The sequence below is a fragment of the Pseudomonas sp. WMBT8 genome (genome assembly GCF_050916005.1).
Taxonomy (GTDB): domain Bacteria; phylum Pseudomonadota; class Gammaproteobacteria; order Pseudomonadales; family Pseudomonadaceae; genus Aquipseudomonas.
This window is the reverse complement of record NZ_CP188096.1, coordinates 1,456,338-1,481,356: the sequence shown is the minus strand read 5'-3', so window position 1 is coordinate 1,481,356 and position 25,019 is coordinate 1,456,338. Positions and strand designations below refer to the sequence as shown.

At 62.1% G+C, this 25,019-nt stretch carries 28 protein-coding genes, 1 tRNA gene and 1 pseudogene; 18 read left to right on the top strand and 12 right to left on the bottom strand.

Going from position 1 to position 25,019, the window contains the following annotated elements; translation table 11 throughout:
- The first annotated feature begins 349 nt into the window (after nucleotides 1–349).
- Nucleotides 350–1,966: an L-aspartate oxidase gene (gene nadB / locus ACO77H_RS06540; protein ID WP_170058379.1), complete on the top strand. Its 1,617-nt coding sequence runs from the start codon at nucleotides 350–352 to the stop codon at nucleotides 1,964–1,966.
- Here nadB and ACO77H_RS06535 read toward each other — a convergent pair.
- Both ACO77H_RS06535 and ACO77H_RS06530 read right to left on the bottom strand, forming a co-directional pair.
- Complete coding sequence (locus ACO77H_RS06535; RefSeq protein ID WP_169956723.1) at nucleotides 1,935–2,387, bottom strand: hypothetical protein; 453 nt, start codon at nucleotides 2,385–2,387, stop codon at nucleotides 1,935–1,937. The genes nadB and ACO77H_RS06535 overlap by 32 nt on opposite strands.
- Nucleotides 2,371–2,625, bottom strand: coding sequence for a succinate dehydrogenase assembly factor 2 (locus ACO77H_RS06530; RefSeq protein ID WP_017736358.1), 255 nt, complete (start codon nucleotides 2,623–2,625; stop codon nucleotides 2,371–2,373). Before ACO77H_RS06530 ends, ACO77H_RS06535 begins: the two co-directional genes overlap by 17 nt.
- Before the next feature lie 137 nt (nucleotides 2,626–2,762).
- Between ACO77H_RS06530 and ACO77H_RS06525 the strand changes: the two genes are divergently transcribed.
- Together ACO77H_RS06525 and ACO77H_RS06520 are read left to right on the top strand one after the other, a co-directional pair.
- The gene (locus ACO77H_RS06525; protein WP_432755173.1) at nucleotides 2,763–3,704 is read left to right on the top strand and encodes a YgfZ/GcvT domain-containing protein; all 942 of its coding nucleotides are present in this window, start codon (nucleotides 2,763–2,765) and stop codon (nucleotides 3,702–3,704) included.
- A gap of 36 nt (nucleotides 3,705–3,740) precedes the next feature.
- Nucleotides 3,741–4,562, top strand: a complete 822-nt coding sequence (locus ACO77H_RS06520) for an HDOD domain-containing protein (protein WP_169956727.1) — start codon at nucleotides 3,741–3,743, stop codon at nucleotides 4,560–4,562.
- 32 nt (nucleotides 4,563–4,594) lie between these two features.
- On the opposite strand, the gene ACO77H_RS06515 is transcribed toward ACO77H_RS06520, so the two are convergent.
- Together ACO77H_RS06515 and ACO77H_RS06510 are read right to left on the bottom strand one after the other, a co-directional pair.
- Nucleotides 4,595–5,980: a sensor histidine kinase gene (locus ACO77H_RS06515; RefSeq protein WP_169956729.1), complete on the bottom strand. Its 1,386-nt coding sequence runs from the start codon at nucleotides 5,978–5,980 to the stop codon at nucleotides 4,595–4,597.
- The gene (locus tag ACO77H_RS06510; RefSeq protein ID WP_169956731.1) at nucleotides 5,973–6,644 is read right to left on the bottom strand and encodes a response regulator; all 672 of its coding nucleotides are present in this window, start codon (nucleotides 6,642–6,644) and stop codon (nucleotides 5,973–5,975) included. The genes ACO77H_RS06515 and ACO77H_RS06510 overlap by 8 nt, the downstream gene beginning before the upstream one ends.
- A gap of 246 nt (nucleotides 6,645–6,890) precedes the next feature.
- Here ACO77H_RS06510 and ACO77H_RS06505 point away from each other — a divergent pair, with 246 nt between their 5' ends.
- The 5 genes from ACO77H_RS06505 (at nucleotide 6,891) to ACO77H_RS06485 (ending at nucleotide 12,345) form a co-directional block, all read left to right on the top strand.
- The gene (locus ACO77H_RS06505; protein ID WP_170058377.1) at nucleotides 6,891–8,183 is read left to right on the top strand and encodes an OprD family porin; all 1,293 of its coding nucleotides are present in this window, start codon (nucleotides 6,891–6,893) and stop codon (nucleotides 8,181–8,183) included.
- A 43-nt stretch (nucleotides 8,184–8,226) separates the two neighbouring features.
- On the top strand, nucleotides 8,227–9,210 hold the full coding sequence (locus ACO77H_RS06500) for a Bug family tripartite tricarboxylate transporter substrate binding protein (protein WP_169956735.1): 984 nt from the start codon (nucleotides 8,227–8,229) through the stop codon (nucleotides 9,208–9,210).
- 130 nt (nucleotides 9,211–9,340) lie between these two features.
- Nucleotides 9,341–9,799: a tripartite tricarboxylate transporter TctB family protein gene (locus ACO77H_RS06495; RefSeq protein ID WP_170042871.1), complete on the top strand. Its 459-nt coding sequence runs from the start codon at nucleotides 9,341–9,343 to the stop codon at nucleotides 9,797–9,799.
- A 1-nt stretch (nucleotide 9,800) separates the two neighbouring features.
- Nucleotides 9,801–11,315, top strand: a complete 1,515-nt coding sequence (locus ACO77H_RS06490) for a tripartite tricarboxylate transporter permease (RefSeq protein WP_169956739.1) — start codon at nucleotides 9,801–9,803, stop codon at nucleotides 11,313–11,315.
- Entirely contained in the window at nucleotides 11,308–12,345 is a 1,038-nt protein-coding gene (locus ACO77H_RS06485) for an AbrB family transcriptional regulator (protein ID WP_169956741.1), read from the top strand. Before ACO77H_RS06490 ends, ACO77H_RS06485 begins: the two co-directional genes overlap by 8 nt.
- 63 nt (nucleotides 12,346–12,408) lie before the next feature.
- On the opposite strand, the gene ung is transcribed toward ACO77H_RS06485, so the two are convergent.
- The gene (gene ung / locus ACO77H_RS06480; RefSeq protein ID WP_170042872.1) at nucleotides 12,409–13,104 is read right to left on the bottom strand and encodes a uracil-DNA glycosylase; all 696 of its coding nucleotides are present in this window, start codon (nucleotides 13,102–13,104) and stop codon (nucleotides 12,409–12,411) included.
- Between the two features lie 131 nt (nucleotides 13,105–13,235).
- On the opposite strand from ung, the gene ACO77H_RS06475 reads away from it, so the two are divergent.
- Nucleotides 13,236–14,348, top strand: a complete 1,113-nt coding sequence (locus ACO77H_RS06475) for an enoyl-CoA hydratase/isomerase family protein (protein ID WP_169956745.1) — start codon at nucleotides 13,236–13,238, stop codon at nucleotides 14,346–14,348.
- A 58-nt stretch (nucleotides 14,349–14,406) separates the two neighbouring features.
- Here the strand turns inward: ACO77H_RS06475 and ACO77H_RS06470 are convergent, their stop codons facing one another.
- Nucleotides 14,407–14,766 (bottom strand): hypothetical protein, encoded by a 360-nt coding sequence (locus ACO77H_RS06470; RefSeq protein ID WP_170058375.1) that lies wholly within the window; start codon nucleotides 14,764–14,766, stop codon nucleotides 14,407–14,409.
- A 218-nt stretch (nucleotides 14,767–14,984) separates the two neighbouring features.
- On the opposite strand from ACO77H_RS06470, the gene ACO77H_RS06465 reads away from it, so the two are divergent.
- The 6 genes and pseudogenes from ACO77H_RS06465 (at nucleotide 14,985) to ACO77H_RS06440 (ending at nucleotide 18,179) form a co-directional block, all read left to right on the top strand.
- Nucleotides 14,985–15,197, top strand: a complete 213-nt coding sequence (locus tag ACO77H_RS06465; RefSeq protein ID WP_169956749.1) for a cysteine-rich CWC family protein — start codon at nucleotides 14,985–14,987, stop codon at nucleotides 15,195–15,197.
- Nucleotides 15,197–15,889 carry a pseudouridine synthase gene (locus tag ACO77H_RS06460; RefSeq protein ID WP_432755172.1) on the top strand — a complete coding sequence of 231 codons (693 nt, stop codon included), beginning with the start codon at nucleotides 15,197–15,199 and terminating at the stop codon, nucleotides 15,887–15,889. The genes ACO77H_RS06465 and ACO77H_RS06460 overlap by 1 nt, the downstream gene beginning before the upstream one ends.
- A gap of 296 nt (nucleotides 15,890–16,185) precedes the next feature.
- Nucleotides 16,186–17,070 carry an alpha/beta fold hydrolase gene (locus ACO77H_RS06455; RefSeq protein WP_169956754.1) on the top strand — a complete coding sequence of 295 codons (885 nt, stop codon included), beginning with the start codon at nucleotides 16,186–16,188 and terminating at the stop codon, nucleotides 17,068–17,070.
- Nucleotides 17,071–17,198: 128 nt separating this feature from the next.
- Nucleotides 17,199–17,272, top strand: a tRNA-Gly gene (locus ACO77H_RS06450).
- Between the two features lie 166 nt (nucleotides 17,273–17,438).
- A pseudogene (locus ACO77H_RS06445) lies at nucleotides 17,439–17,564 on the top strand (type II toxin-antitoxin system HicB family antitoxin); the annotation flags it as partial.
- Nucleotides 17,565–17,678: 114 nt separating this feature from the next.
- Complete coding sequence (locus ACO77H_RS06440; RefSeq protein WP_432755171.1) at nucleotides 17,679–18,179, top strand: methylated-DNA--[protein]-cysteine S-methyltransferase; 501 nt, start codon at nucleotides 17,679–17,681, stop codon at nucleotides 18,177–18,179.
- A 13-nt stretch (nucleotides 18,180–18,192) separates the two neighbouring features.
- Here ACO77H_RS06440 and ACO77H_RS06435 read toward each other — a convergent pair whose 3' ends face one another.
- Complete coding sequence (locus tag ACO77H_RS06435; protein WP_170042875.1) at nucleotides 18,193–18,339, bottom strand: hypothetical protein; 147 nt, start codon at nucleotides 18,337–18,339, stop codon at nucleotides 18,193–18,195.
- A gap of 191 nt (nucleotides 18,340–18,530) precedes the next feature.
- Here ACO77H_RS06435 and ACO77H_RS06430 point away from each other — a divergent pair, with 191 nt between their 5' ends.
- A complete protein-coding gene (locus tag ACO77H_RS06430; RefSeq protein ID WP_432755170.1) occupies nucleotides 18,531–18,953 on the top strand; it encodes a low affinity iron permease family protein in 423 nt (140 codons plus the stop codon).
- 53 nt (nucleotides 18,954–19,006) lie between these two features.
- Here ACO77H_RS06430 and ACO77H_RS06425 read toward each other — a convergent pair whose 3' ends face one another.
- From ACO77H_RS06425 to ACO77H_RS06415, 3 genes are all read right to left on the bottom strand, one after another.
- Entirely contained in the window at nucleotides 19,007–19,534 is a 528-nt protein-coding gene (locus ACO77H_RS06425; RefSeq protein ID WP_169956762.1) for a DUF4142 domain-containing protein, read from the bottom strand.
- 118 nt (nucleotides 19,535–19,652) lie between these two features.
- Nucleotides 19,653–20,294: a LysE family translocator gene (locus tag ACO77H_RS06420; protein WP_170058372.1), complete on the bottom strand. Its 642-nt coding sequence runs from the start codon at nucleotides 20,292–20,294 to the stop codon at nucleotides 19,653–19,655.
- Between the two features lie 66 nt (nucleotides 20,295–20,360).
- Nucleotides 20,361–21,278: a LysR family transcriptional regulator gene (locus ACO77H_RS06415; RefSeq protein WP_407073442.1), complete on the bottom strand. Its 918-nt coding sequence runs from the start codon at nucleotides 21,276–21,278 to the stop codon at nucleotides 20,361–20,363.
- Between the two features lie 77 nt (nucleotides 21,279–21,355).
- On the opposite strand from ACO77H_RS06415, the gene ACO77H_RS06410 reads away from it, so the two are divergent.
- Nucleotides 21,356–21,844, top strand: a complete 489-nt coding sequence (locus ACO77H_RS06410) for a DMT family transporter (protein ID WP_169956768.1) — start codon at nucleotides 21,356–21,358, stop codon at nucleotides 21,842–21,844.
- A 10-nt stretch (nucleotides 21,845–21,854) separates the two neighbouring features.
- On the opposite strand, the gene ACO77H_RS06405 is transcribed toward ACO77H_RS06410, so the two are convergent.
- Together ACO77H_RS06405 and yiaY are read right to left on the bottom strand one after the other, a co-directional pair.
- On the bottom strand, nucleotides 21,855–22,529 hold the full coding sequence (locus ACO77H_RS06405) for an NAD(P)H-binding protein (protein WP_169956770.1): 675 nt from the start codon (nucleotides 22,527–22,529) through the stop codon (nucleotides 21,855–21,857).
- Between the two features lie 95 nt (nucleotides 22,530–22,624).
- On the bottom strand, nucleotides 22,625–23,773 hold the full coding sequence (gene yiaY / locus ACO77H_RS06400; RefSeq protein WP_170058369.1) for an L-threonine dehydrogenase: 1,149 nt from the start codon (nucleotides 23,771–23,773) through the stop codon (nucleotides 22,625–22,627).
- Between the two features lie 126 nt (nucleotides 23,774–23,899).
- Between yiaY and ACO77H_RS06395 the strand changes: the two genes are divergently transcribed.
- Nucleotides 23,900–24,916: a DUF4917 family protein gene (locus ACO77H_RS06395; protein ID WP_170042880.1), complete on the top strand. Its 1,017-nt coding sequence runs from the start codon at nucleotides 23,900–23,902 to the stop codon at nucleotides 24,914–24,916.
- Nucleotides 24,917–25,019: the final 103 nt, after the last annotated feature.

Sequence of the window (25,019 nt, the reverse complement as noted above, 5' to 3'; positions counted from 1 at the left end):
TTTGGCACACACGAAAAACGCAGCGCGGGCATAGCCGGCTGCGTGAATAATCTTGTCGCCGGTTTTCTGACACTCCCATGTTCCAGGCCAATCAGTAAAACCAACGTTTTCCCAGCTTTCGGGCATCCTGTTATGGAGTCGGGCGTGATGCAAAAGTTCCCATCTCGACACCGGACCGCCTCATCAAAGCCGTGCAGTTCGTTCACCATAGTTTCACAATGCCACGAATGCCCGGCTATTGTGCCGATAGCCCCCTCTATATACTAGTGGGCCGTGTGACCCTTTGATTCGCCGATCCAGGCGTCCTGTTTGCGCCACCCCTCGGATCGCTTTTTGCGGAATCCCATAAATGAGCCAACAGTTTCAACACGATGTCCTGGTGATTGGTAGCGGTGCCGCCGGCTTGAGCCTTGCGCTGACCCTGCCGAGCCATCTGCGCATAGCCGTACTGAGCAAGGGCGACCTGGCCAACGGCTCGACGTTCTGGGCCCAGGGCGGGGTTGCCGCCGTGCTGGATGACACCGACACGGTGCAATCCCACGTTGAAGACACCCTCAACGCCGGCGGCGGCCTGTGCAATGAAGAAGCGGTACGTTTCACCGTCGAACACAGCCGCGAAGCCATCCAATGGCTGATCGACCAGGGGGTGCCATTTACCCGCGATGAACATGCCGGCAGTGATGACGGTGGTTTCGAGTTCCACTTGACCCGCGAAGGCGGCCACAGCCACCGGCGCATCATCCATGCCGCCGATGCCACCGGCGCTGCGATCTTCACGACCTTGCTCGCCCAGGCCCGGCAACGACCGAACATCGAACTGCTCGAGCAACGGGTCGCCGTCGACCTGATCACCGAAAAACGCCTGGGCCTGGCAGGCGAGCGCTGCCTCGGGGCCTACGTGCTCAACCGTGCCAGCGGCGAAGTCGATACCTACGGCGCACGCTTTACCATCCTCGCTTCAGGGGGCGCCGCCAAAGTCTATCTCTACACCAGCAACCCCGATGGCGCCTGCGGGGATGGCATCGCCATGGCCTGGCGTTCGGGCTGCCGGGTGGCGAACCTGGAGTTCAACCAGTTCCACCCCACCTGCCTGTATCACCCCCAGGCCAAGAGTTTCCTGATCACCGAGGCCCTGCGCGGTGAAGGTGCGCACTTGAAACTGCCGAACGGTGAACGTTTCATGCAACGCTTCGACCCGCGCGCCGAACTGGCCCCCCGGGATATCGTGGCCCGCGCCATCGACCACGAAATGAAACGCCTGGGCATCGATTGCGTCTACCTGGACATCAGCCACAAGCCCGCCGACTTCATCAAGACCCACTTCCCGACGGTCTACGAGCGCTGCCTGGCCTTCAATATCGATATCACCAAAGGGCCGATCCCAGTGGTCCCGGCGGCGCATTACACCTGCGGCGGGGTGATGGTCGACCAGCACGGGCGCACCGACGTGCCTGGTCTGTACGCCATCGGCGAGACCAGCTTCACCGGCCTGCACGGCGCCAACCGCATGGCCAGCAACTCACTGCTCGAATGCTTCGTCTACGCCCGTTCCGCCGCTGCCGACATCCTCGAGCAACTGCCGCGCATCCCGGTGCCGGCCGCCCTGCCCCGCTGGGATGCCAGCCAGGTCACCGACTCGGACGAAGACGTGATCATCGCCCACAACTGGGACGAACTGCGGCGCTTCATGTGGGACTACGTGGGGATTGTGCGCACCAACAAGCGCTTGGCGCGGGCGCAGCATCGGGTTCGATTGCTGCTCGATGAGATCGATGAGTTCTACAGCAACTACAAGGTCAGCCGTGACCTGATCGAGTTGCGCAACCTGGCCCAGGTCGCCGAGCTGATGATCCGCTCGGCCATGGCGCGCAAGGAAAGCCGCGGCCTGCATTACACCCTCGACTACCCGCAGATGCTGCCCGAAGCCCTCGACACTATCCTGGTGCCAACCACCTACGGCGGCTGAACTTCAAGCGCACGCGCAGGCGTCGATGCACATCGGCGGCCTGCGAACCGCGCGGCACACACACCGAGCGTACCCGCCACTCCCCCGGCAACCGGTAGCGCAGCACCACGATCAGCGGCAACGCCAGGCTGTCGGGGCGCAACTGCACAGCGTGCCAACCCCGCGCCGCGCTCCACAGTTGCCAGCCGTCGGCATTGCGCCGCAGGCCACGAACCGACGAATGGTGAGTCAAGCGAACCTGGCGCGGCAGCGCCCACGCGGCATGGGCCAGGCACACCAGCACACCGAGTGCAGCCATCGATAAGGGTACAGCCAGCAGGCACAGCGCACCGAGTGCAAGCACCTGGGCGAGGAGATACGCCGCCAGCAGAAGCCCGCAGGCCTGCCAGCGGCATTCGAAGGTATTACTTGGGCTGGACACGATCCAGGATCATCCGGACCATGCGCTGCAGCTCCGGATCTTCTGATTCGGCACGCTCCATGAACCAGCCGAACATATCCTGATCTTCGCAGGTCAGCAGCCTGACGTAGAGGTCGCGGTCCACCTTATCGAGGGTGGCGTACACCTCTTTGGTGAACGGCACCAGCAACACATCCAACTCCAGCATGCCGCGACGGCTGTGCCAGTACAGGCGATTGATTTCTACATCTTCGACCATGGAGCGCTCCTCAAATAGGGCGCAAGTATACAGGCCCACGCCCCTCGGAACAGTCGGCTTTGGTCGGGCTTATGAAACTACCCATTTGCCGGGCGCCCCTCTATGATGCACCCATGACTTTCCAACTGCGATGACCCATGGCTGACTCTGCTTTCTTCTGCCCCCTATCCCACGAAGGCGTCCTGGCCGTTCGCGGCGCTGACGCGGCCAAGTTCCTCCAGGGGCAACTGACCTGCAACCTCAACTACCTCGACGACACCCACGCCAGCCTCGGCGCGCGCTGCACCCAAAAGGGGCGCATGCAGTCGAGCTTCCGCATCGTGCTGCAAGGTGACGGTGTGCTGCTGGCCATGGCCAGCGAACTGCTTGAACCACAGCTGGCGGACTTGAAGAAGTACGCGGTGTTTTCCAAGTCCAAGCTGACAGACGAAAGCGCCGCCTGGGTCCGCTTCGGCCTGGCCGACGCCGATCAGGCAATCGCCAGCCTGGGCCTGGACTTGCCCGTCGAGACCGACAGTGTGGCGCGCCATGCAGAACTGATCGCCATTCGCGTCTCCCCCGGCCGCGCCGAACTCTGGGCGCCCGCCGCGCAAGCCGACACCCTGCGCAGCCAACTGGGCGCAACACTCGCCCAAGGCGACCTCAATAGCTGGCTGCTGGGGCAGATCCGCGCCGGCATCGGCCAAGTCATGGCCCAGACCCGCGAGCTGTTTATCCCGCAGATGCTCAACCTGCAAGCGGTCGGTGGCGTGAGCTTCAAAAAGGGCTGCTACACCGGTCAAGAGATCGTCGCCCGCATGCAATACCTGGGCAAGCTCAAGCGCCGCCTCTACCGCCTGAGCCTGAACGGCAGTGCATTGCCCGAGCCTGGTACGCCACTGTTCGCGCCCAGCCACAACAGTGCCATCGGCGAAGTGGTGATCGCTGCGCGGGCCGACGAAGGGATTGAACTTCTGGCGGTGCTGCAAGCCGAAGCAGCCGACAGTGGCGACGTGCATTTAGGTACGCTGGAAGGCCCGGGCCTCAAGTTGCTTGACCTGCCTTACCAACTGGACCGTGATCGCGAGATCCAGCGGTAATCGCCGTACCCTTTTGCAACACCCTAGAGAGCATGAATGAACAAACTGGCGGAAAAAGTCCAACAGGCGTTGGTGATGGCCATCGATAACGATGACCTGGTTCTGCCCACGTTACCGGAAGTGGCCCTGAAAATTCGTCAGGCCGCCGAAGACCCCGAAGTCAGCATCAGCCATTTGAGCAAAGTCATCGGCCGCGACACCGCCCTGACGGCGCGACTGATCAAGGTCGTCAACAGCCCATTGTTGCGGGCCTCCCAGGAGGTCACCGACCTACATACCGCCATCACGCGCCTGGGCACCAACTACAGCAGCAACCTGGCGATTGGCCTGGTGATGGAACAGATATTCCACGCCCGCTCAGAAGCCGTGGAACAAAAAATGCGTGAAGTATGGCGCCGCAGCCTGGAAGTGGCCGGCGTCTGCTACGCCTTGTGCCGTAACCACAGCCAGCTCAAGCCGGACCAGGCCGCACTCGGCGGGCTGGTGCACCAGATCGGCGTGCTGCCGATCCTGACCTACGCCGAAGATCACTATGAACTGCTCTCCGACCCGGTCAGCCTCAACCATGTGATCGATAGCATCCACCCGCTACTGGGGGACAAGCTGTTACGGGGCTGGGATTTCCCGGAAATGCTGGTGAATGTGCCCGCACACTACCAGGACCTTGAGCGCGACTCGGCCAGCCTGGATTATGTCGACCTGGTGCAAGTGGCCGTGCTGTATTGCCACAAGAATACCCATCACCCGTTGGCCAACACTGCGCTGTCGAACTTGCCGTCATTCAAGAAACTGCGCATCGACCCGCTCAACGCAGCGGTACGTACCGAGCTGGACGAAGCGCGCTCGATGTTCTACTGAGCCGGCTTGCCGGCAATAGCGGTGGATCGCTCTCAGCCGGCGATAAAACTCACCCGCACCTTGAGCCCTTTCAGCTCGCCATCATGCAGACTGATCTGGGCCAGGTGCGCGCGGCAGATTTCACCGACAATCGCCAAGCCCAGCCCCGACCCCGCGCCCTGCTGGTTACGCCGATAGAAGCGCTCGAACACCCGGTCGCGCTCATCCAGCGGAATACCCGGGCCGTCGTCTTCCACTTCCAGTACCGCTGGCGCCGTCACCCGCAGGATCACATTGCCGCCTGACGGCGTGTGCGCCAGGGCGTTATCCACCAGGTTGCTCAACAACTCGTTCAGCAAGGTCGGCTCACCGCGCAGCCACACCGGCTCATCCGCCTCCAACGCCAGCGCCACACCCCGCGCATGGGCCAGGGGCGCCATGGCCATGCCCAACTCACGGGCCAGTTGACTGAGGTCGAGCAACTGCGCTCCACCTTCGGCAATTGCCCGCGCCCCGTTTTCGATGCGTGCCAGGGACAGCAGTTGGTTGGCCAAGTGGGTCAAGCGATCCGTGCCTTGTGCCGCCGTTTCCAGGGTACTGCGCCAAACCGCCGGGTCCTCGGCGCGCAGGCCCAATTCCAGCCGGGCCTTGAGGGCGGCCAGCGGAGTGCGCAACTCGTGGGAGGCGTCGGCAATAAACTGTGCCTGGCGCTCGAACTGCCCGCGCAGGCGCTCGGTAAAGTGGTTCAACGCCCGCACCAGCGGCCCGAGTTCGTGTTGCACTTCAACCAGCGGCAGCGGCCGCAGGTCATCCGGCTGACGCTCCTCCACCGCCGTGCGCAAACGCTCCAGCGGGCGTAGCGCAGCACTCACCGCAAACCACACCAGCAGCAAGGCGCCGATGGCCAGCATTCCCAGGCGTAACAGGGTGTCGGCCATCAGGCTGCGGGCCATGCTGACGCGGGCTTCGTCGGTTTCGGCCACGCGGATTTCTGCCATGCCGTTCATGTTCGGCTCCGACACCGCCTTGAGCAGGCTCACCACCCGTACATTCTGCCCCTGGTACTTGGCGTTATAGAACCGCGCCAAGGCCGGGTAATCGTCGGTGCGCGGCGTACCGGGCGGCGGGCCGGGCAGGTGTTCGTAGCCAGAAATCAGCTTCTGGTGAATATCATTGACCTGGTAGTAAATCCGCCCGGCACTGTCATAGGCGAATGTGTCCAGCGCCACGTAGGGCACATCGGCACTCAAGGTGCCGTCGCGCTGGGACAGGCCGGCGGCGATGGTGCGTGCCGAGGCCAGCAGGGTGCGGTCGTAGGCGGTGTCTGCAGCCTCGCGACCGTTCCAGTAGGCGCTCAGGCCGCTGGCCAGCATCAGCACCACCAACAGCAGTGCCAGGTTCCACAGCAGGCGCCAACGCAGGCTGCTGTGCTTACGCATCGCGCGCTTCCAGCAGGTAGCCAAGGCCGCGGAAGGTGACGATGGCGACCGGCTGGCCATCGAGCTTCTTGCGCAAGCGGTGCACATAGATTTCGATCGCGTCGGGGCTCGCTTCCTCGTCCAGGCCGAACACCTGGGATGCCAGTTGTTCCTTGCTCATGACCCGGCCAGGGCGGGCGATCAACGCTTCGAGCACGGCCTGCTCGCGGGAGGTCAACGTCAGCAGCTCACCGGCGAGGGTGAAACGCCGGGTTTCCACGTCATACACCAGCACACCACAGGTCTGCTGCCGCTCGCCGCCCAGCACGCTGCGGCGCAACAGCGCCTTGACCCTGGCTTCCAGTTCGGTCAATTCGAAGGGCTTGGCCAGGTAGTCGTCGGCGCCCAGGTTAAGGCCATGCACCCGATCCTTTACATCGCTGCGGGCGGTGAGCATCAACACCGGCAGATTTTTCCCACGAGCCCGCAGGCGCGCCAGTACCTCGAAACCATCCATGCGCGGCAGGCCCACATCGAGAATCGCCACGGCGTATTCCTCGCTGCTCAAGGCCAGGTCCGCCGCCACGCCATCGTGCAACACGTCCACCGTCAACCCCGTGCTCTTGAGCGCCTGGGCCACACTTTCGGCCAGTTGCAGATGGTCTTCGACGAGCAGGACACGCATGGATTCATACCTCGTTAAGGGGTGGCCGATGCCGCCCTCTGTTTACCAACTCGCGGCGCAGTTTACAGCCGCGGCCTCTGCTGTGAAGCCCGAAAACATTGAAAGGACGCTGAAAGGTTAGTGAAAGGTTCGCCCATTAGCATCCAGAAACGGACGGTTACACCTTCCGAGCTATTTCACCCATAGCGCCCGAAAAACGCCTCGAAGCGTTTTCGCCCCATAAGAACAATAACGGAGTGCATCACGATGCTGTCGACACAGCCCCAGGCTTGCCCGCCTGTTCGTTTTTCCCGCCTGACCCAGACCGCCCTCGCCAGTGCCGCTGCCCTTGCCGGCTTTTCGCCGCTTAGCCAGGCTGCCTTCTTCGAAGACAGTAGCGCGACCCTGGAAACCCGCAACATGTACTTCAACCGCGACTTTCGCGACGGTACCAGCGCGCAACAATCCAAGCGCGACGAATGGGCCCAGGGCTTCATGCTCAACCTGCAATCGGGCTACACCGACGGCACCGTCGGTTTTGGCGTGGATGCGCTGGGCATGCTCGGGGTCAAGCTCGACTCCAGCCCAGACCGCACCGGCACTGGCCTGCTGCCCACCCACGATGATGGCCGCGCCGCTGACGAGTACTCGAAGCTGGGGTTGACCGGTAAAGTGAAAATCTCCGCCACCGAGCTGAAAATCGGCTCGCTGATCCCCGAGCTGCCAATCCTCAAGCCCAACGACGGGCGCATCCTGCCGCAGACCTTCAACGGCGGCCTGCTGACCTCCAAGGAGTTCAAGAACCTGACCTTCACCGGCGGGCGCCTGGACAAAGCCAAGGACCGCGATGACACCAACTACGAGGACATCGCCCTCAACAACAAAAACAGCCGCTTCGTCGGCGGGGCCACCGGCAAGCACTTCAACTTCGGCGGCGTGGACTACAAGTTTGCCGAGAAGGCCACCGCCAGCTACCACTTCGCCCAACTGGACGACGTGTACCGCCAGCACTTCCTCGGCCTGGTCGCCGCCACCCCGATGGGTCCCGGCACCTTCGGCACCGATCTGCGCCTGGCCATCAGTGACGACACCGGCAGCGCACGCGGCGGCAGCATTGACAACAAATCCCTCAACGGCATTTTCAGCTACGCCCTCAACGGCCATAAACTGAGCGCCGGCTACCAGCACATGTCCGGCGACAGTGCATTCCCGTATGTGGATGGCAGCGACCCGTACCTGGTCAACTTTGTCCAGATCAACGACTTTGCCGGCGCCGAGGAACGCTCCTGGCAGGCGCGCTATGACTATGACTTCGCCAAGCTGGGGATCCCCGGCCTGAGCTTCATGAGCCGCTACCTGTCCGGCGACAACATCCAACTCAAGAACGGCGACACCGGCAAAGAGTGGGAACGCAACACCGAGATCAAATACGTAGTGCAAAGCGGCACGCTCAAGGATGTGGCCGTGCGCCTGCGCAATGCCACCTACCGCTCCAACTACTCGGCCCGGGACGCAGACGAAGTGCGCGTGCTGGTCAGTTACAGCGTCGCCCTGTGGTAACCCTGAAAGTCATCCCCCAATAACAACAATGACGGAGTTCCCCATGTCCTCATCCCTGCGTAAATTTGCCCTGGCCGCCGGCTGCATGCTGTTTGCCGGCCAACTACTGGCCGCCGAAGAACCCAAGCGCCCGGAATGCATCGCACCGGCCTCCCCCGGCGGTGGTTTTGACCTGACCTGCAAACTGGTGCAAAGCGCACTGGTCAACGAAAAACTGCTGAGCAAGCCGATGCGCGTGACCTACATGCCCGGCGGCGTGGGCGCGGTGGCCTACAACGCCGTGGTGGCCCAGCGCCCTGCCGATGCTGGCACGCTGGTGGCGTGGTCCAGCGGTTCGCTGCTGAACCTGGCACAGGGCAAGTTCGGGAGGTTTGATGAAAGCGCGGTGAAATGGCTGGCGGCGGTTGGCACCAGCTATGGCGCGATTGCGGTGAAAGCCGATTCTCCCTACAAGAGCCTGGATGACCTAGTACAGGCCCTGAAGAAAGATCCGAGCAAAGTGGTGATTGGTTCCGGCGGCACCGTGGGCAGCCAGGACTGGATGCAAACCGCGCTGATCGCCAAGGCTGCCGGAATCAACCCCCGTGACCTGCGTTATGTGGCCCTCGAAGGCGGCGGTGAAATCGCCACGGCCCTGCTCGGTGGACATATCCAGGTGGGCAGTACCGACATCTCCGACTCCATGCCACACATCCTCAGCGGCGACATGCGCCTGCTGGCGGTGTTCTCCGAAGAGCGCCTGGACGAGCCGGAAATGAAGAATATTCCGACCGCCAAAGAGCAAGGCTACGACATCGTCTGGCCGGTGGTGCGTGGCTTCTACCTCGGGCCAAAAGTCAGCGATGCCGACTACGCCTGGTGGAAGGAGGCGTTCGACAAACTGCTGGCCTCCGAAGAGTTCGCCAAGCTGCGTGACCAGCGCGAGTTGTTCCCGTTCGCCCTGACCGGCCCGGAGCTGGACACCTACGTGAAGAAACAAGTGGCTGACTACAAAGTGCTGGCCAAAGAGTTCGGCCTGATCCAGTAATCGCCCCTCTGTGGGAGCGGGCTTGCTCGCGAAAAACCGCAACGATGACGCGTGCTGCCTGGATACACGCGATGTCCTTGCGTTCTTCGTGAGCCAGCTTGCGCCTACAAGAGTCGCAAAGGAGTTTCCTATGCTCTTACAACGCATTTTCGCCGCGGTGTTGCTGCTGGCCTGCGCCTGCCTGGCACTGATGGCCTGGCCGTACCAGGCGTCATTTTCCTACGAGCCGGTGGGACCTCGGGCCTACCCGCTGTTGATGCTCGGGCTGATGAGCCTGGCATTGATCTACATGCTGATTCGCCCGCAGCCGACCAAGCATACCGAAGAAGAACCCGCGCTGGACCGCCAGACCCTGGTCAAGATCGGCATCTGCGTGGCACTGCTGATCGTGTTCGCCGGCACCTTCGAACCCTTGGGTTTCATTCTCAGCAGCATGCTGATCGGCATCCCCATGGCGCGCCTGTATGGCGGCCGCTGGATGCCCAGCGTGGTGATCGTCAGCCTGATGGCCATCGGCCTTTATCTGCTCTTCGATAAAGCCATGGATGTTCCGCTGCCCCTCGGCCTGCTCGACGTTCTGGAGAACTGATATGGATACTTTTGGCTATTTGGGCCAGGGTTTCGGCGTCGCGCTGAGCCCCTACAACCTGGTGACCGCACTGTGCGGCACCCTGATCGGCACCGTGGTCGGCCTGTTGCCGGGCCTGGGCCCGATCAACGGCGTGGCATTGTTGATCCCCATCGCCTTCGCCCTGGGCCTGCCGCCGGAATCGGCGTTGATCCTGCTGGCAGCCGTGTACCTGGGCTGTGAATATGGCGGGCGTATCAGCTCGATCCTGCTGAACATCCCCGGCGAAGCCTCCACCGTAATGACCACCCTCGACGGCTACCCAATGGCCCGCAAAGGCCTGGCCGGCGTGGCGCTGTCGTTGTCGGCATGGAGTTCGTTTATCGGCGCGTTTATCGCCACCTGCGGCATGGTGCTGTTTGCCCCGCTGCTGGCCAAATGGGCGATTGCCTTCGGCCCGGCGGAATATTTCGTCCTGATGGTATTTGCCATTGTCTGCCTGGGCGGCATGGCCGGTGACAAACCGCTGAAGACGTTTGTGGCCGCGCTGATCGGCTTGTTTCTCTCGGCAGTCGGTATCGACGCCAACAGCGGCGTGTACCGTTTTACCGGGGACAACATTCACCTGACCGACGGCATCCAGTTTGTAGTGCTGGTCCTGGGCCTGTTCTCCATCAGCGAGATCCTGTTGCTGCTGGAAAAAACCCACCGCGGCCAGGAAGCGGTCAAGGCCACCGGGCGGATGATGTTTAACCTGAAGGAAGCGTCTTCGGTATTCGTCGTCAATATCCGTTGCGGCCTGCTGGGTTTCATCATGGGCGTACTGCCCGGTGCGGGCGCCACCTTGGCGTCAGCTGTGGCCTACATGACCGAGAAACGCCTGGCCGGTGCCAGCGGCAAATTCGGCCAGGGCGACATGCGCGGCCTGGCTGCGCCGGAAACCGCCATCGGCGCTTCCGCCTGCGGCGCCCTGGTCCCCATGCTGACCCTCGGCGTACCTGGTTCGGGCACCACCGCCGTGATGATCGGCGCGCTGTCGCTGTACAACATCACGCCGGGCCCACTGTTGTTCCAACAGCAACCGGATATCGTCTGGGGCCTGATCGCCTCGTTGTTTATCGCCAACATCATGCTGGTGATCCTCAACATCCCGATGATCCGCATCTTCACCCGCATCCTTGCCGTGCCGAACTGGGCGCTGGTGCCGGTGATCGCCATCATTACCGCGATTGGTGTGTACGCGGTGCACGCCACCACCTTCGACCTGTTCCTGATGGTGGGCATCGGTATCTTCGGCTACATCCTGCGCAAGCTGGACTTCCCGCTGTCGCCGGTGTTGCTGGGCTTTATCCTCGGCGGCCTGATGGAGCAGAACCTGCGCCGGGCGCTGTCGATCTCCAACGGTGACCTGCAGATCCTCTGGTCGAGCCCGATCACCTTTGGTGTCTGGGTGCTGACGGCATTGATGCTGGCCTTCCCGCTGATCCGCATCTACCGCAAACGGGCCCTGCAGCGTCGCGCCGTGGCCGATGTCTGAAGTCACCTTTAAACAATGGTGGGGAACACCGCTGGTCGGCCTGGCCGGCGGTTACCTGGCCAGCCTGATCGGCTGGCCTTTGCCGTATATGGTCGGCTCGCTGCTGGCGATCATCCTGGTGCGTTGCCTCACACCCTGGCAGTTGGCCGAAATTCCCGGCGGGCGCAAATGCGGCCAATGGGTGGTGGGTATCGGCATCGGCCTGCACTTCACCCCGGTGGTGATCGAGCAGGTGATGAGCCACTTTGGCCTGATCTTCTTCGGCGCGCTGGTCACCAGCCTGTCGAGCATTGTCGGCGTGTGGTTGATGCGCCGCAGCGGTGAGGATCGCGCCACGGCGTTTTTCTCAAGCATGCCGGGCGGGTCCGGGGAGATGGTCAACCTCGGCGCACGCAATGGCGCGGTGCTCAGTCGCGTGGCGGCTGGCCAGAGTCTGCGGGTGTTGCTGGTGGTGCTGTGCGTGCCGGCGATCTTCAAGTATTTGCTGGGCGGCGGTGCGCCACAGTTTCACCCGGCGCCCGTGGATTGGGCCTGGCTGGCCTTGCTGTTTCCGATCGGCGCCCTGGTGGCCTGGGGCTGGCAGCGCCTGCGCCAACCCAACCCCTGGTTGTTCGGGCCGTTGCTGGTCAGTGCCATCGCCAGCATCACCTGGGATTTGCACATCGGCCTGCCCGATGGTGGCAGCCAGATCGGCCAATGGTTGATCGGCAGCGGCCTGGGCTGCCACTTCAACCGGCAGTTCTTCCGCCGGGCACCGTCGTTCATGGGACGTACGGTGATCGGCACGCTGCTGACCATGTTGATCGCCACCCTGGCGGCGGTAGGCCTGAGTGCGTTGACGCAGTTGGATTTGCGTTCGCTGACCCTGGGGATGATGCCAGGAGGAATTGCAGAGATGAGTCTGACGGCGGAAACCTTGCAACTGTCGGTGCCGTTGGTGACGGCGATGCAGGTGATGCGGCTGTTGTTTGTGTTGTTCCTCGCGGAGCCGTTATTCCGCCATTGGAACCGCCAGCCGGGCACCCTCTAGAACCGGGTACCAGCCTAATGTGGGAGCGGGCTTGCTCGCTCCCACTTCCTCAGGTGTTGAACATCAGAGCGGCGGCACTCGCCACTCGATCGGCGTCTCGCCGTTCTGCTCAAGAAACTTGTTCGTCCGGCTGAAATGCCCACACCCCAAAAACCCGCGATAAGCCGATAACGGTGACGGATGCACCGAGGTCAGCACCAGGTGTTTGGTCGCGTCGATCAGCTTTTGCTTGCCCTGGGCATGGGCGCCCCACAGCAGGAACACCAGGTGCGGCTGATGCTCGCTGACCAACTCGATCACCCGGTCGGTGAAGAACTGCCAGCCCTTGCCCGCATGGGCGTTGGCATTCGCGCGCTCCACGGTCATGGTGGTGTTGAGCATCAATACACCTTGGTCGGCCCAGCTTTGCAGGCAGCCGTGGCTGGGGATGTCGATATTGAGGTCGCGCTTGAGCTCTTTATAGATATTGACCAGGGACGGCGGTGTCGGCACGCCCGGTTGTACCGAGAAGCACAGGCCATGGGCCTGGCCGGGGCCGTGGTACGGGTCCTGGCCGAGGATCACCACCTTGACCTTGTCCAGCGGCGTGGAGTTGAGCGCATTGAAGATCAGCGGGCCCGGCGGGTAGATTTCCTTGCCCGCCGCATGTTCCTGGCGCAGGAACTCACGCAGCTCGGTCATGTACGGTTGCTCGAACTCTTCGCGCAGGGCGTGTTTCCAGCTCGGTTCGAGTTTGATACGGTCGTCGGCAGTCATCACAAACACATCATGTAAAAAGAATGGGCGAACCCTAGGAAAGCCCACTCCACTTGTCAATTGATCTGACGCAGAACCGGCACTTTCCCCCGAAGGGATCATACTCAACGTTCAATTTACCGATTGAGGTCATGATGAATCTGCACTTCGAAGAGCTCACTGGCACAGACGGTGCCCGTATCGGCATCGCCAGCCTGGACGCGGAAAAGTCCCTCAATGCCCTCTCGCTCCCGATGATCCAGGCCCTCGGCGAACGCCTGGACAGTTGGGCGCGCAATCCGCAGATCGTCTGCGTGCTGCTGCGCGGCAACGGTGCCAAGGCGTTTTGCGCCGGCGGTGAAGTGCGCAGCCTGGCCCAGGCCTGCCGAGAGCACCCGGGTGAAGTGCCGGCGCTGGCCGCGCAGTTTTTTGCGGCCGAGTACCGCCTGGACTACCACCTGCACACCTACCCCAAGCCGCTGATTTGCTGGGGCCATGGCTATGTGCTGGGCGGGGGCATGGGGTTGCTGCAAAGCGCCGCTATCCGCATCGTCACCCCGAGCAGCCGCCTGGCCATGCCGGAAATCAGCATCGGCCTGTACCCGGATGTGGGCGCCAGTTGGTTCCTCTCGCGCCTGCCCGGCAAACTGGGGCTGTTCCTGGGCCTCACCGGCGCCCATATGAATGGGCGCGACGCCCTCGACCTGGGCCTGGCCGACCGTTTCCTGCTGGATGAACAACAGGGCGAAATGCTCGAAGGCCTGTTGCAATTGAACTGGCAGGAGCAGACCGCGATGCAGCTCAACAGCTTGTTCAAGGCCCTGGCCCAGGAAGCTGCCAGCCAGCAGCCAGAACCACAGTGGCTGCCGCGACGCCCACAGATCGATGAATGGCTGGATGTAGGCGACGTGCAGTGCGCCTGGCGCGCCTTGAGCCAACTGCGCGAGCATGCCGACCCGCTCTTCAGCCGGGCCGGCAAGACCTTGAGCGAGGGCTGCCCGCTGACCGCGCACCTGGTGTGGGAACAGATCCGACGGGCGCGGCACCTGTCCCTGTCAGAAGTTTTCCAGATGGAATACACCTTGAGCCTCAATTGCTGTCGGCATCCGGAATTCAGCGAGGGAGTACGGGCCCGCCTGATCGACAAGGATCAGCAGCCCCACTGGCATTGGCCGGATATCAAGCGCATTCCCGAGGCCGTGGTCGAGGCGCACTTTCACAAGGCCTGGGAAGGACGGCATCCGCTGGCAGATCTGTCGGATCGATGACATGTGGCGGCCAGCCACAAAAAACGGCGCATGACGCGCCGTTCCAAAGATAAGCGGATTACCTGTGCCCGCCACGGCCTCCTCCATGATCACCACCCCGGCCACCTCTATGCCCCTGGCCACCATTGCCCCGGTGGTCACCCCAACTCTGGCTGGGGTATGGCCGGTAACCCGGCCTTGGCCCGGCTTGATAGTAACGGGGGGCCGGCTGGTAATAGCGCGGCGCCGGGTAATAGCGTGGTGGCGGTGCGTAATAGCCCCGCCGGTACTGGTAGGACGGGCCACCGCCGTAGTAATAGACCGGCGCGGGCGCGGTATAGACTTCGGATCGATAGTAGCTGGAGCCTCCATCGTAATAAGGCACGCAGGCAGAAAGGGTCAAGCCGAGCACAGCGCTGAGGAGCAATCGACGATACATGGCGGCCTCCTGGACCGCGGAAGAGCACACACCAGCGACGCTGGGGGGCGCCACACAGCTTTTGCTGAATGACAGAAGATCAGACATCAAAAACCGAATCTGGTGCGACTTGGACATAGATTGATACATCTGTGGCGCAATAAACCGCCCAGGCCTGTATCGTGCCAGGGACACCGGGTTTCACCGGGATCTTGACTGAATTACGCCTGAACCGACCGATGACCACTCCCACACTTTGCCCCGCCTGCGGCGCCCGCAACGACTGCACCTTGGCCGACCCGCGCACCGCTGACCGTGCCTGCTGGTGCTACAGCGTCACCATCGACCCCAAGCTGCTCGAAGCCCTGGCGCCGGAACTGCGCAACACGGCCTGCCTGTGCCCGCGCTGTGCCCAGGTCGACGCCCAATTGCGCGGGGTCGAGCCCCGGTAATGCGTATCGACCGCTTCCTCAGTAACCTGCCCCGCTTCAATCGCCAGCAAGTGCGCCTGCTACTGGCAGAGCGCCGGATCAGCGTCGATGGGCAGCCGGTTGCCGACCCGCGCCAGGACGTTCGCGAGTTCAGCCGCGTGGAGTGTGATGGCCAGATCCTGCAAGCGGGCAAACCCGCACGTTATTTCATGCTGCACAAGCCGCCAGGGTGTGTGAGTGCCACTGTCGATCCACAGCATCCCACTGTCCTTGATCTGCTGGATGAGCCGGACAAGAGCGACCTGCATATCGCTGGCCGCCTGGACTTCAACACCACCGGGCTGATGCTGATCACCAATGATGGCCAGTGGTCCCGCCGCCTGACACAGCCCCGCACCAAGCTGCCCAAGGTCTACTACGTCGAGACCGAACAGGAGATTGGCCCGGAGTATGCCGCAACATTCCGCGCCGGCCTGTACTTCGCCTTCGAGGACCTGACCACCCAACCGGCCGACCTGCAAGTGCTGGGCCCCAAAAGCGCGCGCCTGAGCATCATTGAAGGGCGTTATCACCAGGTAAAGCGCATGTTCGGGCACTTCGACAACAAGGTGATACGCCTGCATCGCGAATGCATGGGGCCGCTGGTGCTGGATGAACGGCTCGCTCCCGGCCAGTATCGGCCGCTGAGCGACGCGGAAATCTGCCAGATATGACCGTTCAGCCGGTGATAGCCCAAACTGCGGGGTGAAGCTTGCGACCTGGCCCGCCTCCTGCTTGAATCAAAACGCCAGCCGCATTCTGACTGGCGAGTCACCCAACCTTCCAAGAAACACTGTGCCTGCCCACACCGCTTGACGTGCGGGCCATGGCAAGTTGCCCGCCATAACAACACCCGTCGGCCAGTTTCATCGGACCGACATGGGCCTCCTTTCAAGGCGTATGCCTACCTGTCACAAAGCTCGTGCAGAGTGATCTGCGCGCACCACCCGCTTGCCAGGAGTCTTACGACATGAGGCCAGAAATCGCTGTGCTGGATATACAGGGTCAGTATCGGGTTTACACGGAGTTCTATCGCGCGGACGCTGCTCAAAAGACCATCATCCTGGTCAACGGCTCCATGGCCACCACTGCGTCTTTCGCCCAGACCGTGAAAAGCCTGTACCCGCAATTTAATGTGGTTTTGTACGATCAGCCCTACGCCGGTCGCTCCAAAGCCCACAACCGCCATGAGCAAATGCTGACGAAGGACATTGAAGGCCAGATCCTCCTGGAACTCATCGACCACTTCGCCGCCGAGCATGTGCTGTCGTTTTCCTGGGGCGGCGTCGCCACCCTCGTCGCCTTGTCCCAGCGCCCTCGCCGCGTGGAAAAAGCCGTGATCAGCTCGTTCTCGCCGCTGATCAACGCGCCGATGCGCGACTACCTGGAACGTGGCGTCGACTACCTCGGCAACCTCGACCGCCACAGCGTCGGCAACCTGGTCAACAGCACCATCGGCAAACACCTGCCGCCGCTGTTCAAGCGCTTCAACTATCGGCACGTCAGCACCCTGGCCGAGCACGAGTACGGGCAGATGCACTATCACATCAGCCAGGTGCTCAATAGCGACCGCCAGTGCTACCTCAAGGCTGCACGGCAGATCGACATTCCAGTGCTGTTCTTGAACGGCGAGTGGGATGAATACACCAGCGCCGAAGACGCCAAACTGTTCGGGCAACATGTGGCCAAAAGCAGCTTCGGCACCATCCAGGCCACCGGGCACTTCCTGGACATGGAGCACAAGGCCGCGTGCAACGACAGCCGGCAGGCATTGATGGGCTTTTTGAAACCGGAACAGTCGGTGAATCGACTGCGGTATCACCAGGGCCAGGCCCTGCATGCACTTGCGATTTGAATGCGACCTGGGTGGGCACGACTGCCCAGGGTTGTCTGAACATTTCGGCTGACGCTCGCAACTTGCACATTTTTCAAAGAAAAACTTCAAATCGCCGCGCAGTTCTGGTACAAAGTCAGCCGCTCTGAGCGGGTATAGTTTAGTGGCAAAACGAAAGCTTCCCAAGCTTTAGTTGAGGGTTCGATTCCCTCTACCCGCTCCACTCAATTGCCCTCCTCCACCTGCTTCGCCGGGGTTGGGGATGAAGAAAAAACCGGCCCATGTGGCCGGTTTTTTTATGCCTGGAATTTGCCAGTAAAACCCGCAATCCCCCCCCCTCCTGCAGCCTTGTCCCGCGCTCATACACTGCTTGCTTGCAGCACCTGCCGGCGCAGAAGCTCAACATCACGCTGCCTGGCTATTTGCTCAACCGAATTGACGGGTACGTACTGCATCCCCCGGAAGAAAAAAGCCGCTCGGGGTTCCTCGCGTCGCCAGCGTTGAAGTTACTGTAACAACAGCGGTGACACCGCCGAATTTGACCGCAAGAAACGTAGTTCACCCACCCGCGATGAGCGCTAAAGTGCAGGCCTGTCCGCTAAATGATCCGCGCAACAAGGAGCCCACTCATGCCGTGTGAATACAAACTGATGCCCTCCCCCGTCGGCCAACTGACCCTGGTTGCCCGCAACGGCAAGCTCGCCGCCATCCTGTGGGAAACCGAGCGCGCCAACCGTGTGCGCCTGGGCGAACTGGTAGAGGTCAACCACAGCCCGGTGCTGCTGGAGGCCGAGCGACAGTTGAACGAGTATTTTGCCGGCACCCGCGACCGCTTCGAGCTGGAACTGGACTTTGACGGCACCGAGTTCCAGAAAAAAGTCTGGAGCGCACTGTTGACCATTCCTTTCGGTGAGACCCGCAGCTACAGCCAGATCGCTACGCAGATCGGCAACCCCAAGGCCGTGCGCGCGGTCGGTGCGGCGAACGGGCGCAATCCGATTTCGATCGTCGCGCCCTGCCATCGGGTGATCGGTGCTTCGGGCGGGCTGACCGGGTTTGCCGGCGGGCTTGAAGCCAAGCAGTATTTGCTGACCCTCGAGGATGGCGAGGCTACAAGGTGGTTGTTCTGACAGCCACCAAGCGCTAGGGCTGATCAGCCTTGGAATCCTTCAATTGCACCGAGGATTTGCTGCCGCCGGTGTTGTCTTGGGTTTCATTGTTAGAACTGTCGAAACAGCCTTGCAACAACACCAGGCAGCAGGCCAGGCAGAGAGTACGAGAGAGGCTCATGATCACGCTTCCATTTTGGCGGGGTGATGAAATAGTGACCGGCCTACACCAGCAGGGTTCGATGCCTGCGCCTCGAACCTGCCCAACGGTTGCACAGCCCCGTCAAATTCATGCAGGTCAGCAATTGTAAAAAGAAATTTCAGCGTGCCGCCACGGTCAGTACTTCATCAGCACCTAACTGGAGCATCACCATGAAGTTCTCGACCCTTTCCCAATCCCTTGCCCGCTGGGCAGGCAGCGCCCGTACCTTCTTTGCGGCAGTGGTGTTGATTGTGCTGTGGGGCGTCAGCGGCCCTTGGTTTCACTACAACGACACATGGCAATTGGTGGTCAACACGTCCACCACCATCATCACCTTCCTGATGGTGTTCCTGATCCAGAACACCCAGAACCGTGACAGCGACATGTTGCATATCAAGATTGATGAGTTGCTGCGGGTGACCAAGGATGCACAGAACGCGGTACTGAGCCTCGATGGCCTGGACTTCAAAGCCCTGGAAAAACTGCGCAGCGAATACCGTTCCCTGGGCGAGCGCCAAACCGTCAGTCTCGGCGGCGACAGCACAGCGGCGGACCCAGGCGACTCAGTCAAGACCGACCTGAACCAGGCATAAAAAAACGGCGGTTGGATCAGCTCCAACCGCCGCTTGCATGACCAGGCCCGCGATCAACCGTCGCCGTTACGGCTCTTGCCATAGGATGAAGCCAGCGCCCGGGCTTTTTCCAGGCGGGTTTCCAGCTTGGGCAGGGTTTCGTCAACCAATGCCTTTATTTCGGGGATGTCCGACGCCGCGCCTTCCTGCTTGAACAGCGCGATTGCATCTTCGTTGGCCTTGACCTGCTGGGCTGTGTAGGCGGCGTCGAAGGAATCGCCATCGGTCAGTTCAGGCATCAGGGTTTCGGCCTTGTCGACGATCTGGTCGCGAGGTGCCACTGGCAGGTCGAGTTTTTTCGCAATGGCCGCCAAATGTTGATTGGCCAGGGTGCGTTCGTTGATGACCTCGATGGTGTAGTCCTTGATCTCCTGGGACGAGGTCTTGGCGTGGGCCATGCGGCTGGTTTCGATATCGGCCATGCCCTTGGCCGAGGCCTGTTCGATGAATTCGGCGGGGCCTTGGGCGAAAGCATTGCTGGCGCCGAGGCCCAGCAGCATCGCGAAAGTGGCGGTGCGTAACCGGATAGCCATGCGGCTCATGATGGGTTCCTCCAGGTAATAAAGACATGCCGGGGAACGAGCCCCGCCCTGAATCTGAATTTTCAGGGCGGCAAAGGTTTAGAAAAAACTTGCTGGCGCGACGAACGGTCGTCGCTGATCAGGAGGTTTTACTGCCCAGCAGGCCCGGCAATGCGTGGGCCAGGGCATTGATCGCAAATCCGATGAACATCACGCCGCACAGCTTGGTGATCAGCACTTCATGGCGCTGATACACCGTGCGCACCTGCCGCGCGCCCACGACGCCGATCAGGATCCCGTAAGCCAGCAGGCCACCGAAAAAGCTCAGGACAATCAACCACGGCAACATGCCCCAGGTCAGCAACTCGGCCCGGCTCGACAGCAACGCGGTGAACGTGGCCACGGCTACCGGGTACGCCTTGGGGTTGGTCAGGCCAAACAAAATGCCGTGCCAGAACGGATGGCGCGCCGCGCCCTGGGCAGCCTCGCCGCTGCGGCTGCGGGTACGAATCGCCCGAATGCCCAGCCAAAACAGATACAGGGCGCTGAGCACACCCAACACATCAAACGCACTGCTGCCGATTTCCCGGGCACCGACAATCGCCACCAACGCGGTGCTACACCACACCACATCACCCAACAGGTGCCCGCACAAAAATCCCGCGCCGGCCCGACGCCCGCGTGCCGCCCCAATGCCAAATACCGCCAGCACCCCGGGCCCCGGCGTGATGCCATAAATAAAGCCCGAGGCGATGACGGCAAACAGCAATGATGAAGTCATGGGTAACACGCTCAGATAAATAAGAGGGGCGCGTCGATTGTGCACAATCCATCCGGCACTGCAATGCTAGGCCGCGCGTTTGGCCAACACGTCTTGCACTTGGGCGATCAACCACTGCAAGGCGCCATCCCCGCCACGGCGTTTATGCCAGGCCAAGACAAAACCGAAGGACGGGATATGGAACGGCGGCGGCACCACCAGCAAGTGCCGGGAGTCGATGTTCAGCAGCCCCTGGGAAGACACGGTGAGGATCAGGTCAGTGCCCTGGATCAACTGCGGTGCGATGCCCCAGTGGGGCAGGCTGATTGCCACGTGGCGTCGTTCACGGATCGCGGTCAGTGCCCGTTCGATTTCCGGAGTGCCGCTACCGCGCATTTCCAGCAGCACATGGGGCCGCGCGAGGTAAGTGGGCAAGTCGAGCACACCGCCTGCGGGCAAGCTGTCGCGGTCGACCAGGCAGGCGTAGTGCTCCTCGAACAACGGCGTGCTGCGCAGCTCGGCGGGCAGGTCGGGAAATACCCCGGCCGCGAGGTCGATCTCACCACTGAGCACCCCTTCCTGCATGCCTTCGCGACTGGCGTGGGTGATGGCCAGGTCAATCCCCGGCGCCTGCTCGCGCAGCGCCCGTACCAGCCCGGGCAACAGCAGCGCCGCGCCGTAATCGGACATGGCCAGGCGAAACGTACGCCTGGCCGACGCCGGGTCGAAGCGGTTCGGCGCCAGCAACGACTGGACCTGGGCCAGCGCATCGGCCAGCGGCGCCGCCAGCTCCAACGCGCGGGCGGTGGCGACCAGGCCGCCACCCTGGCGCACCAGCAATGGGTCGCCCAGCAGATCCCGCAACCGCGCCAGCGCGTGGCTTACCGCCGGCTGGCTCAGATGCAGGCGCTCGGCGGCGCGGGTGACGTGCTGCTCGCTGAGCAGGGCGTCCAGGATCACCAGCAGGTTGAGGTCGATGCGGCGCAAATCATTCATGGCATGCATGTTCAGCATAAGAACTTGGAATTTAAATCTGCGCGACGAATACCGTACAGTCCAGTAAAACCTTTGGGAGATTGATCATGACCACGTTGCATTGGCTGGGCTTGTTGCTGTTGGCGGTGATTGCCGGGGCGGTGGTGCCGTTTCAAAGCGCGATCAATGCCAACCTCGGGCGCGGCCTCGGGCATCCGTTGTGGGCGACCCTGGCCTCGCTGCTGGTGAGTATCCTGGTGCTGTTGCCAGTGATCCTGGCGCTACGCCTGCCGCTGCCAAGCCTCGGTTTTATCAGCAAGGCGCCACTGTGGATGTGGACCGGAGGCGCATTCGGTGTGTGTTTTATCTCCCTGGCCCTGGTCCTTCTGCCCAAACTCGGGGCATCAGGATTTATCGCCCTGGCCATGACCGGGCAAATCCTCGCCTCGTTGTTACTCGATCACTTTGGCTTGTTTGGCTTGGTGGAACGACAACTGACCGCGCCGCGCCTGCTCGGCGTGCTGATGCTGATCGGTGGGGTGGCGTTGATTCAGTTCAGCACCGCGCCCGCCAAGGCCCTGGCCGCTGCGGGCTGAGCCACAGCCATCACCGCCCCTCGGCGGCCAGGCGATGGATGTCGGCAGGCTCGATCACCGGTTGCGGTGCGCCATGGCGGACCACACTGAGCATCGCCCGGCCCACGGTCTCGGTACTCACCACCCAGGCCGGCCGCACGCGACGCACCAGTGACAGCAGCGGCCCGATCAGGTTGTAGATCGTCTGGTACAGCGCGGTTTTCGAGCGCACGCCATGCAGCGGCTGGATGATCCCCGGCCGGAACACATACACCGCTTTGAACGGCAGGCGCAGCAAGGCATTCTCGGTCTTGCCCTTGACCCGCGCCCACATCACCTTGCCCTGCTCGGAACTGTCGGTGCCGGCACCGGACACGTACACAAAGGTCATCTGCGGATTGAGCCGCGCCAGAGTGCTGGCAGCGACCAGGGTCAGGTCATAGGTCTGGCGGGTGTAGGTGGCTTCATCCATGCCCACCGACGACGTCCCCAGGCAAAACAGGCAGGCATCAAAACCTTGCAGCAGATGCTCCAGGGGTTGGAAGTCGAACATATCGGCATGCAACACCTGGTGCAGCTTGCCATGCTCCTGGGTCAACGCCGTGCGCCCTACGGCCACCACTTCCTGCACATCAGCGGCCAGCAGACACTCACGCAACACGCCCTGGCCGACCATGCCGGTGGCGCCAAATAGCAGAACTCTCATAGGGGGCCTCAGTGGCGAGCTTCAAGTTAAGCGCTGTACGAGGTGCTCAGGTTAACAGCTTGTCGCTTGAAGCTTGCTACTTGCCGCTGCCCCACTCAAAACGCGCTACGGAAAATCTCCTCGATCTGGCGCTGATCCGCCCGCCGTGGGTTGGTCAGGCCGCACGCGTCCTTGAGGGCGTTGGTGGCCAGCAGCGGGATGTCTTGCAGCTTGGCGCCCAGTTCGCGCAGGCCGGCGGGGATGTCGACGTCCTGGGACAGGCAGCGGATCGCCGCGATGGCCGCTTGTGCGCCCTCTTCGAAGGTGGCGTGTTTGTCGGTCACGCCCAGGGCGCGGCCAACGTCACTCAGGCGTGCCGCGCTGACGCTGGCGTTGAAGCTTTGCACGTGGGGCAACAGCACCGCGTTGCACACGCCGTGGGGCAGGTCGTAGAGGCCGCCCAACTGGTGAGCCATGGCGTGGACAAAACCCAGGGAGGCGTTGTTGAAGGCCATGCCGGCGAGAAATTGCGCGTAGGCCATGTTTTCCCGCGCGGCCATATCGCTGCCGTCGCGCACGGCCAGGCGCAGGTTGGCGCTGATCAGCTCGATGGCCTTGATCGCGCAGGCGTCGGTGATCGGGTTGGCCGCCGTGGACACATAGGCTTCGATGGCGTGGGTCAGCGCGTCCATGCCGGTGGCAGCGGTCAGGCCCTTGGGCATGGCGACCATCAGCGCCGGGTCGTTGACCGACAGCAGCGGCGTAACGTTGCGGTCGACGATGGCCATTTTCACGTGGCGGGTTTCGTCGGTGATGATGCAAAAACGCGTCATTTCGCTGGCGGTGCCGGCGGTGGTGTTGATCGCGACCAAAGGCAGCTGCGGCTTGCTCGACTGGTCGACCCCTTCGTAGTCGCCGATATGCCCGCCATTGGTGGCACACAGGGCAATGCCCTTGGCGCAGTCATGGGGCGAACCACCACCCAACGACACCACGAAATCGCAGGCACTTTGCTGCAGCAACGCCAGGCCGTTCTCGACGTTCTCCACGTTGGGGTTGGGTTTGGCGCCGTCGTAAATCACCGAATCGATGTCCTGCATTGCCAGCTTCTCGGCAATCATGCTGGCCACGCCCGCCTTGGCCAGGCCGGCGTCGGTGACAATCAGCGCCTTGCGAAAGCCGTAGTTGCGGATCGCGCTCATGGCTTCGTCGAGGCAGTCGATGCCCATGATGTTGACGGCGGGAATGAAGAACGTGCTGCTCATGATGAACCCTCGGGGATACGTTGATGCCTACAGCATCAACCCCACCCGCCTGCGGCATCTTGACCAAGATCAACGCCCGCCCGTGATAAAGTCACCACCCAGCCGTTTTTGAGTAGACCCGCCGCAATGAAGGATTTCCAGGATATCGACGCCACCCTTGAAGACTGGAACGCACTGCGCAACAGCATCGCCTTCGACGCCATCCTGATCGGCAACGGTGCCAGTCGCGCGGTGTGGGAAGATTTTGCCTACGACTCGCTGTTTGAAAACGCGCGCACCGTCGAAGAAAAGCCCCTGAGCGCTTCCGAACTGAGCGTGTTTGACGCGATGCAGACCCGCAGCTTCGAGCAGGTGCTGGGCGCCCTGAAAACCACCAGCCGCGTCAACAAAGCCCTGGCCGTCAGCTCCGCCGCGCCGCGCAATCGCTACTACGCGATCAAGGAAGCGCTGATCAATACCATCCACGCCGTGCATATCCCCTGGCGCCTGGTGCAGCCGTCGACCCTGGCCACGATCAACCAGGAACTGGCGAGCTACAAGACGGTGTTCACCAGCAATTACGACCTGCTCAACTACTGGTCGATTCTGCACACACCGGGCATCGACGACCTGTTTCGCGGCGCCGAATCACGTTTTGACCTGCGCGATACCGCTACCGCCGCAACGCGCATCCTGTACCTGCACGGCGGCCTGCACCTGGTGCGCAACCTGGATGGCTCGGCGCGCAAATTGCCGTCCACTGACAGCACGTTGCTCAGCAGCTTTGCCATCAACAACACGATCAAGACCCTCGACGATGTACCGCTGTTCATCAACGAAGGCCCCAGCAGCGAGAAACTCAAGAGCATTCGCAGTTCGGATTACCTGGCGTTCTGCTATGAGCAATTGCTGGGACAGGCAGGTGCGCTGTGCATCTTCGGCCATCACCTGAGCGAACAGGACGGGCACCTGGTGGAGGCGATTCGCCGGTCGAAGATCAAGACCCTGGCGATCTCGGTATTTGGCCGCAGCGACGGGTTTATCCAACAGCAGAAACGCAGGTTTGCCGGGCTGTTTGAGGGGATGGAAGTGGAGCTTAGGTTCTTTGCGGCGCGCAGCCATGCGCTGGGCAAGCCGGCATTGTCGGTGCCGGTCGAGCACTGATCCCAGCCTAACTGGAGACCCCATGTGGGAGCGGGCTTGCTCGCGATAGCGGTGGGTCAGACGCTGGATGTGTTGAATGACACACCGCTTTCGCGAGCAAGCC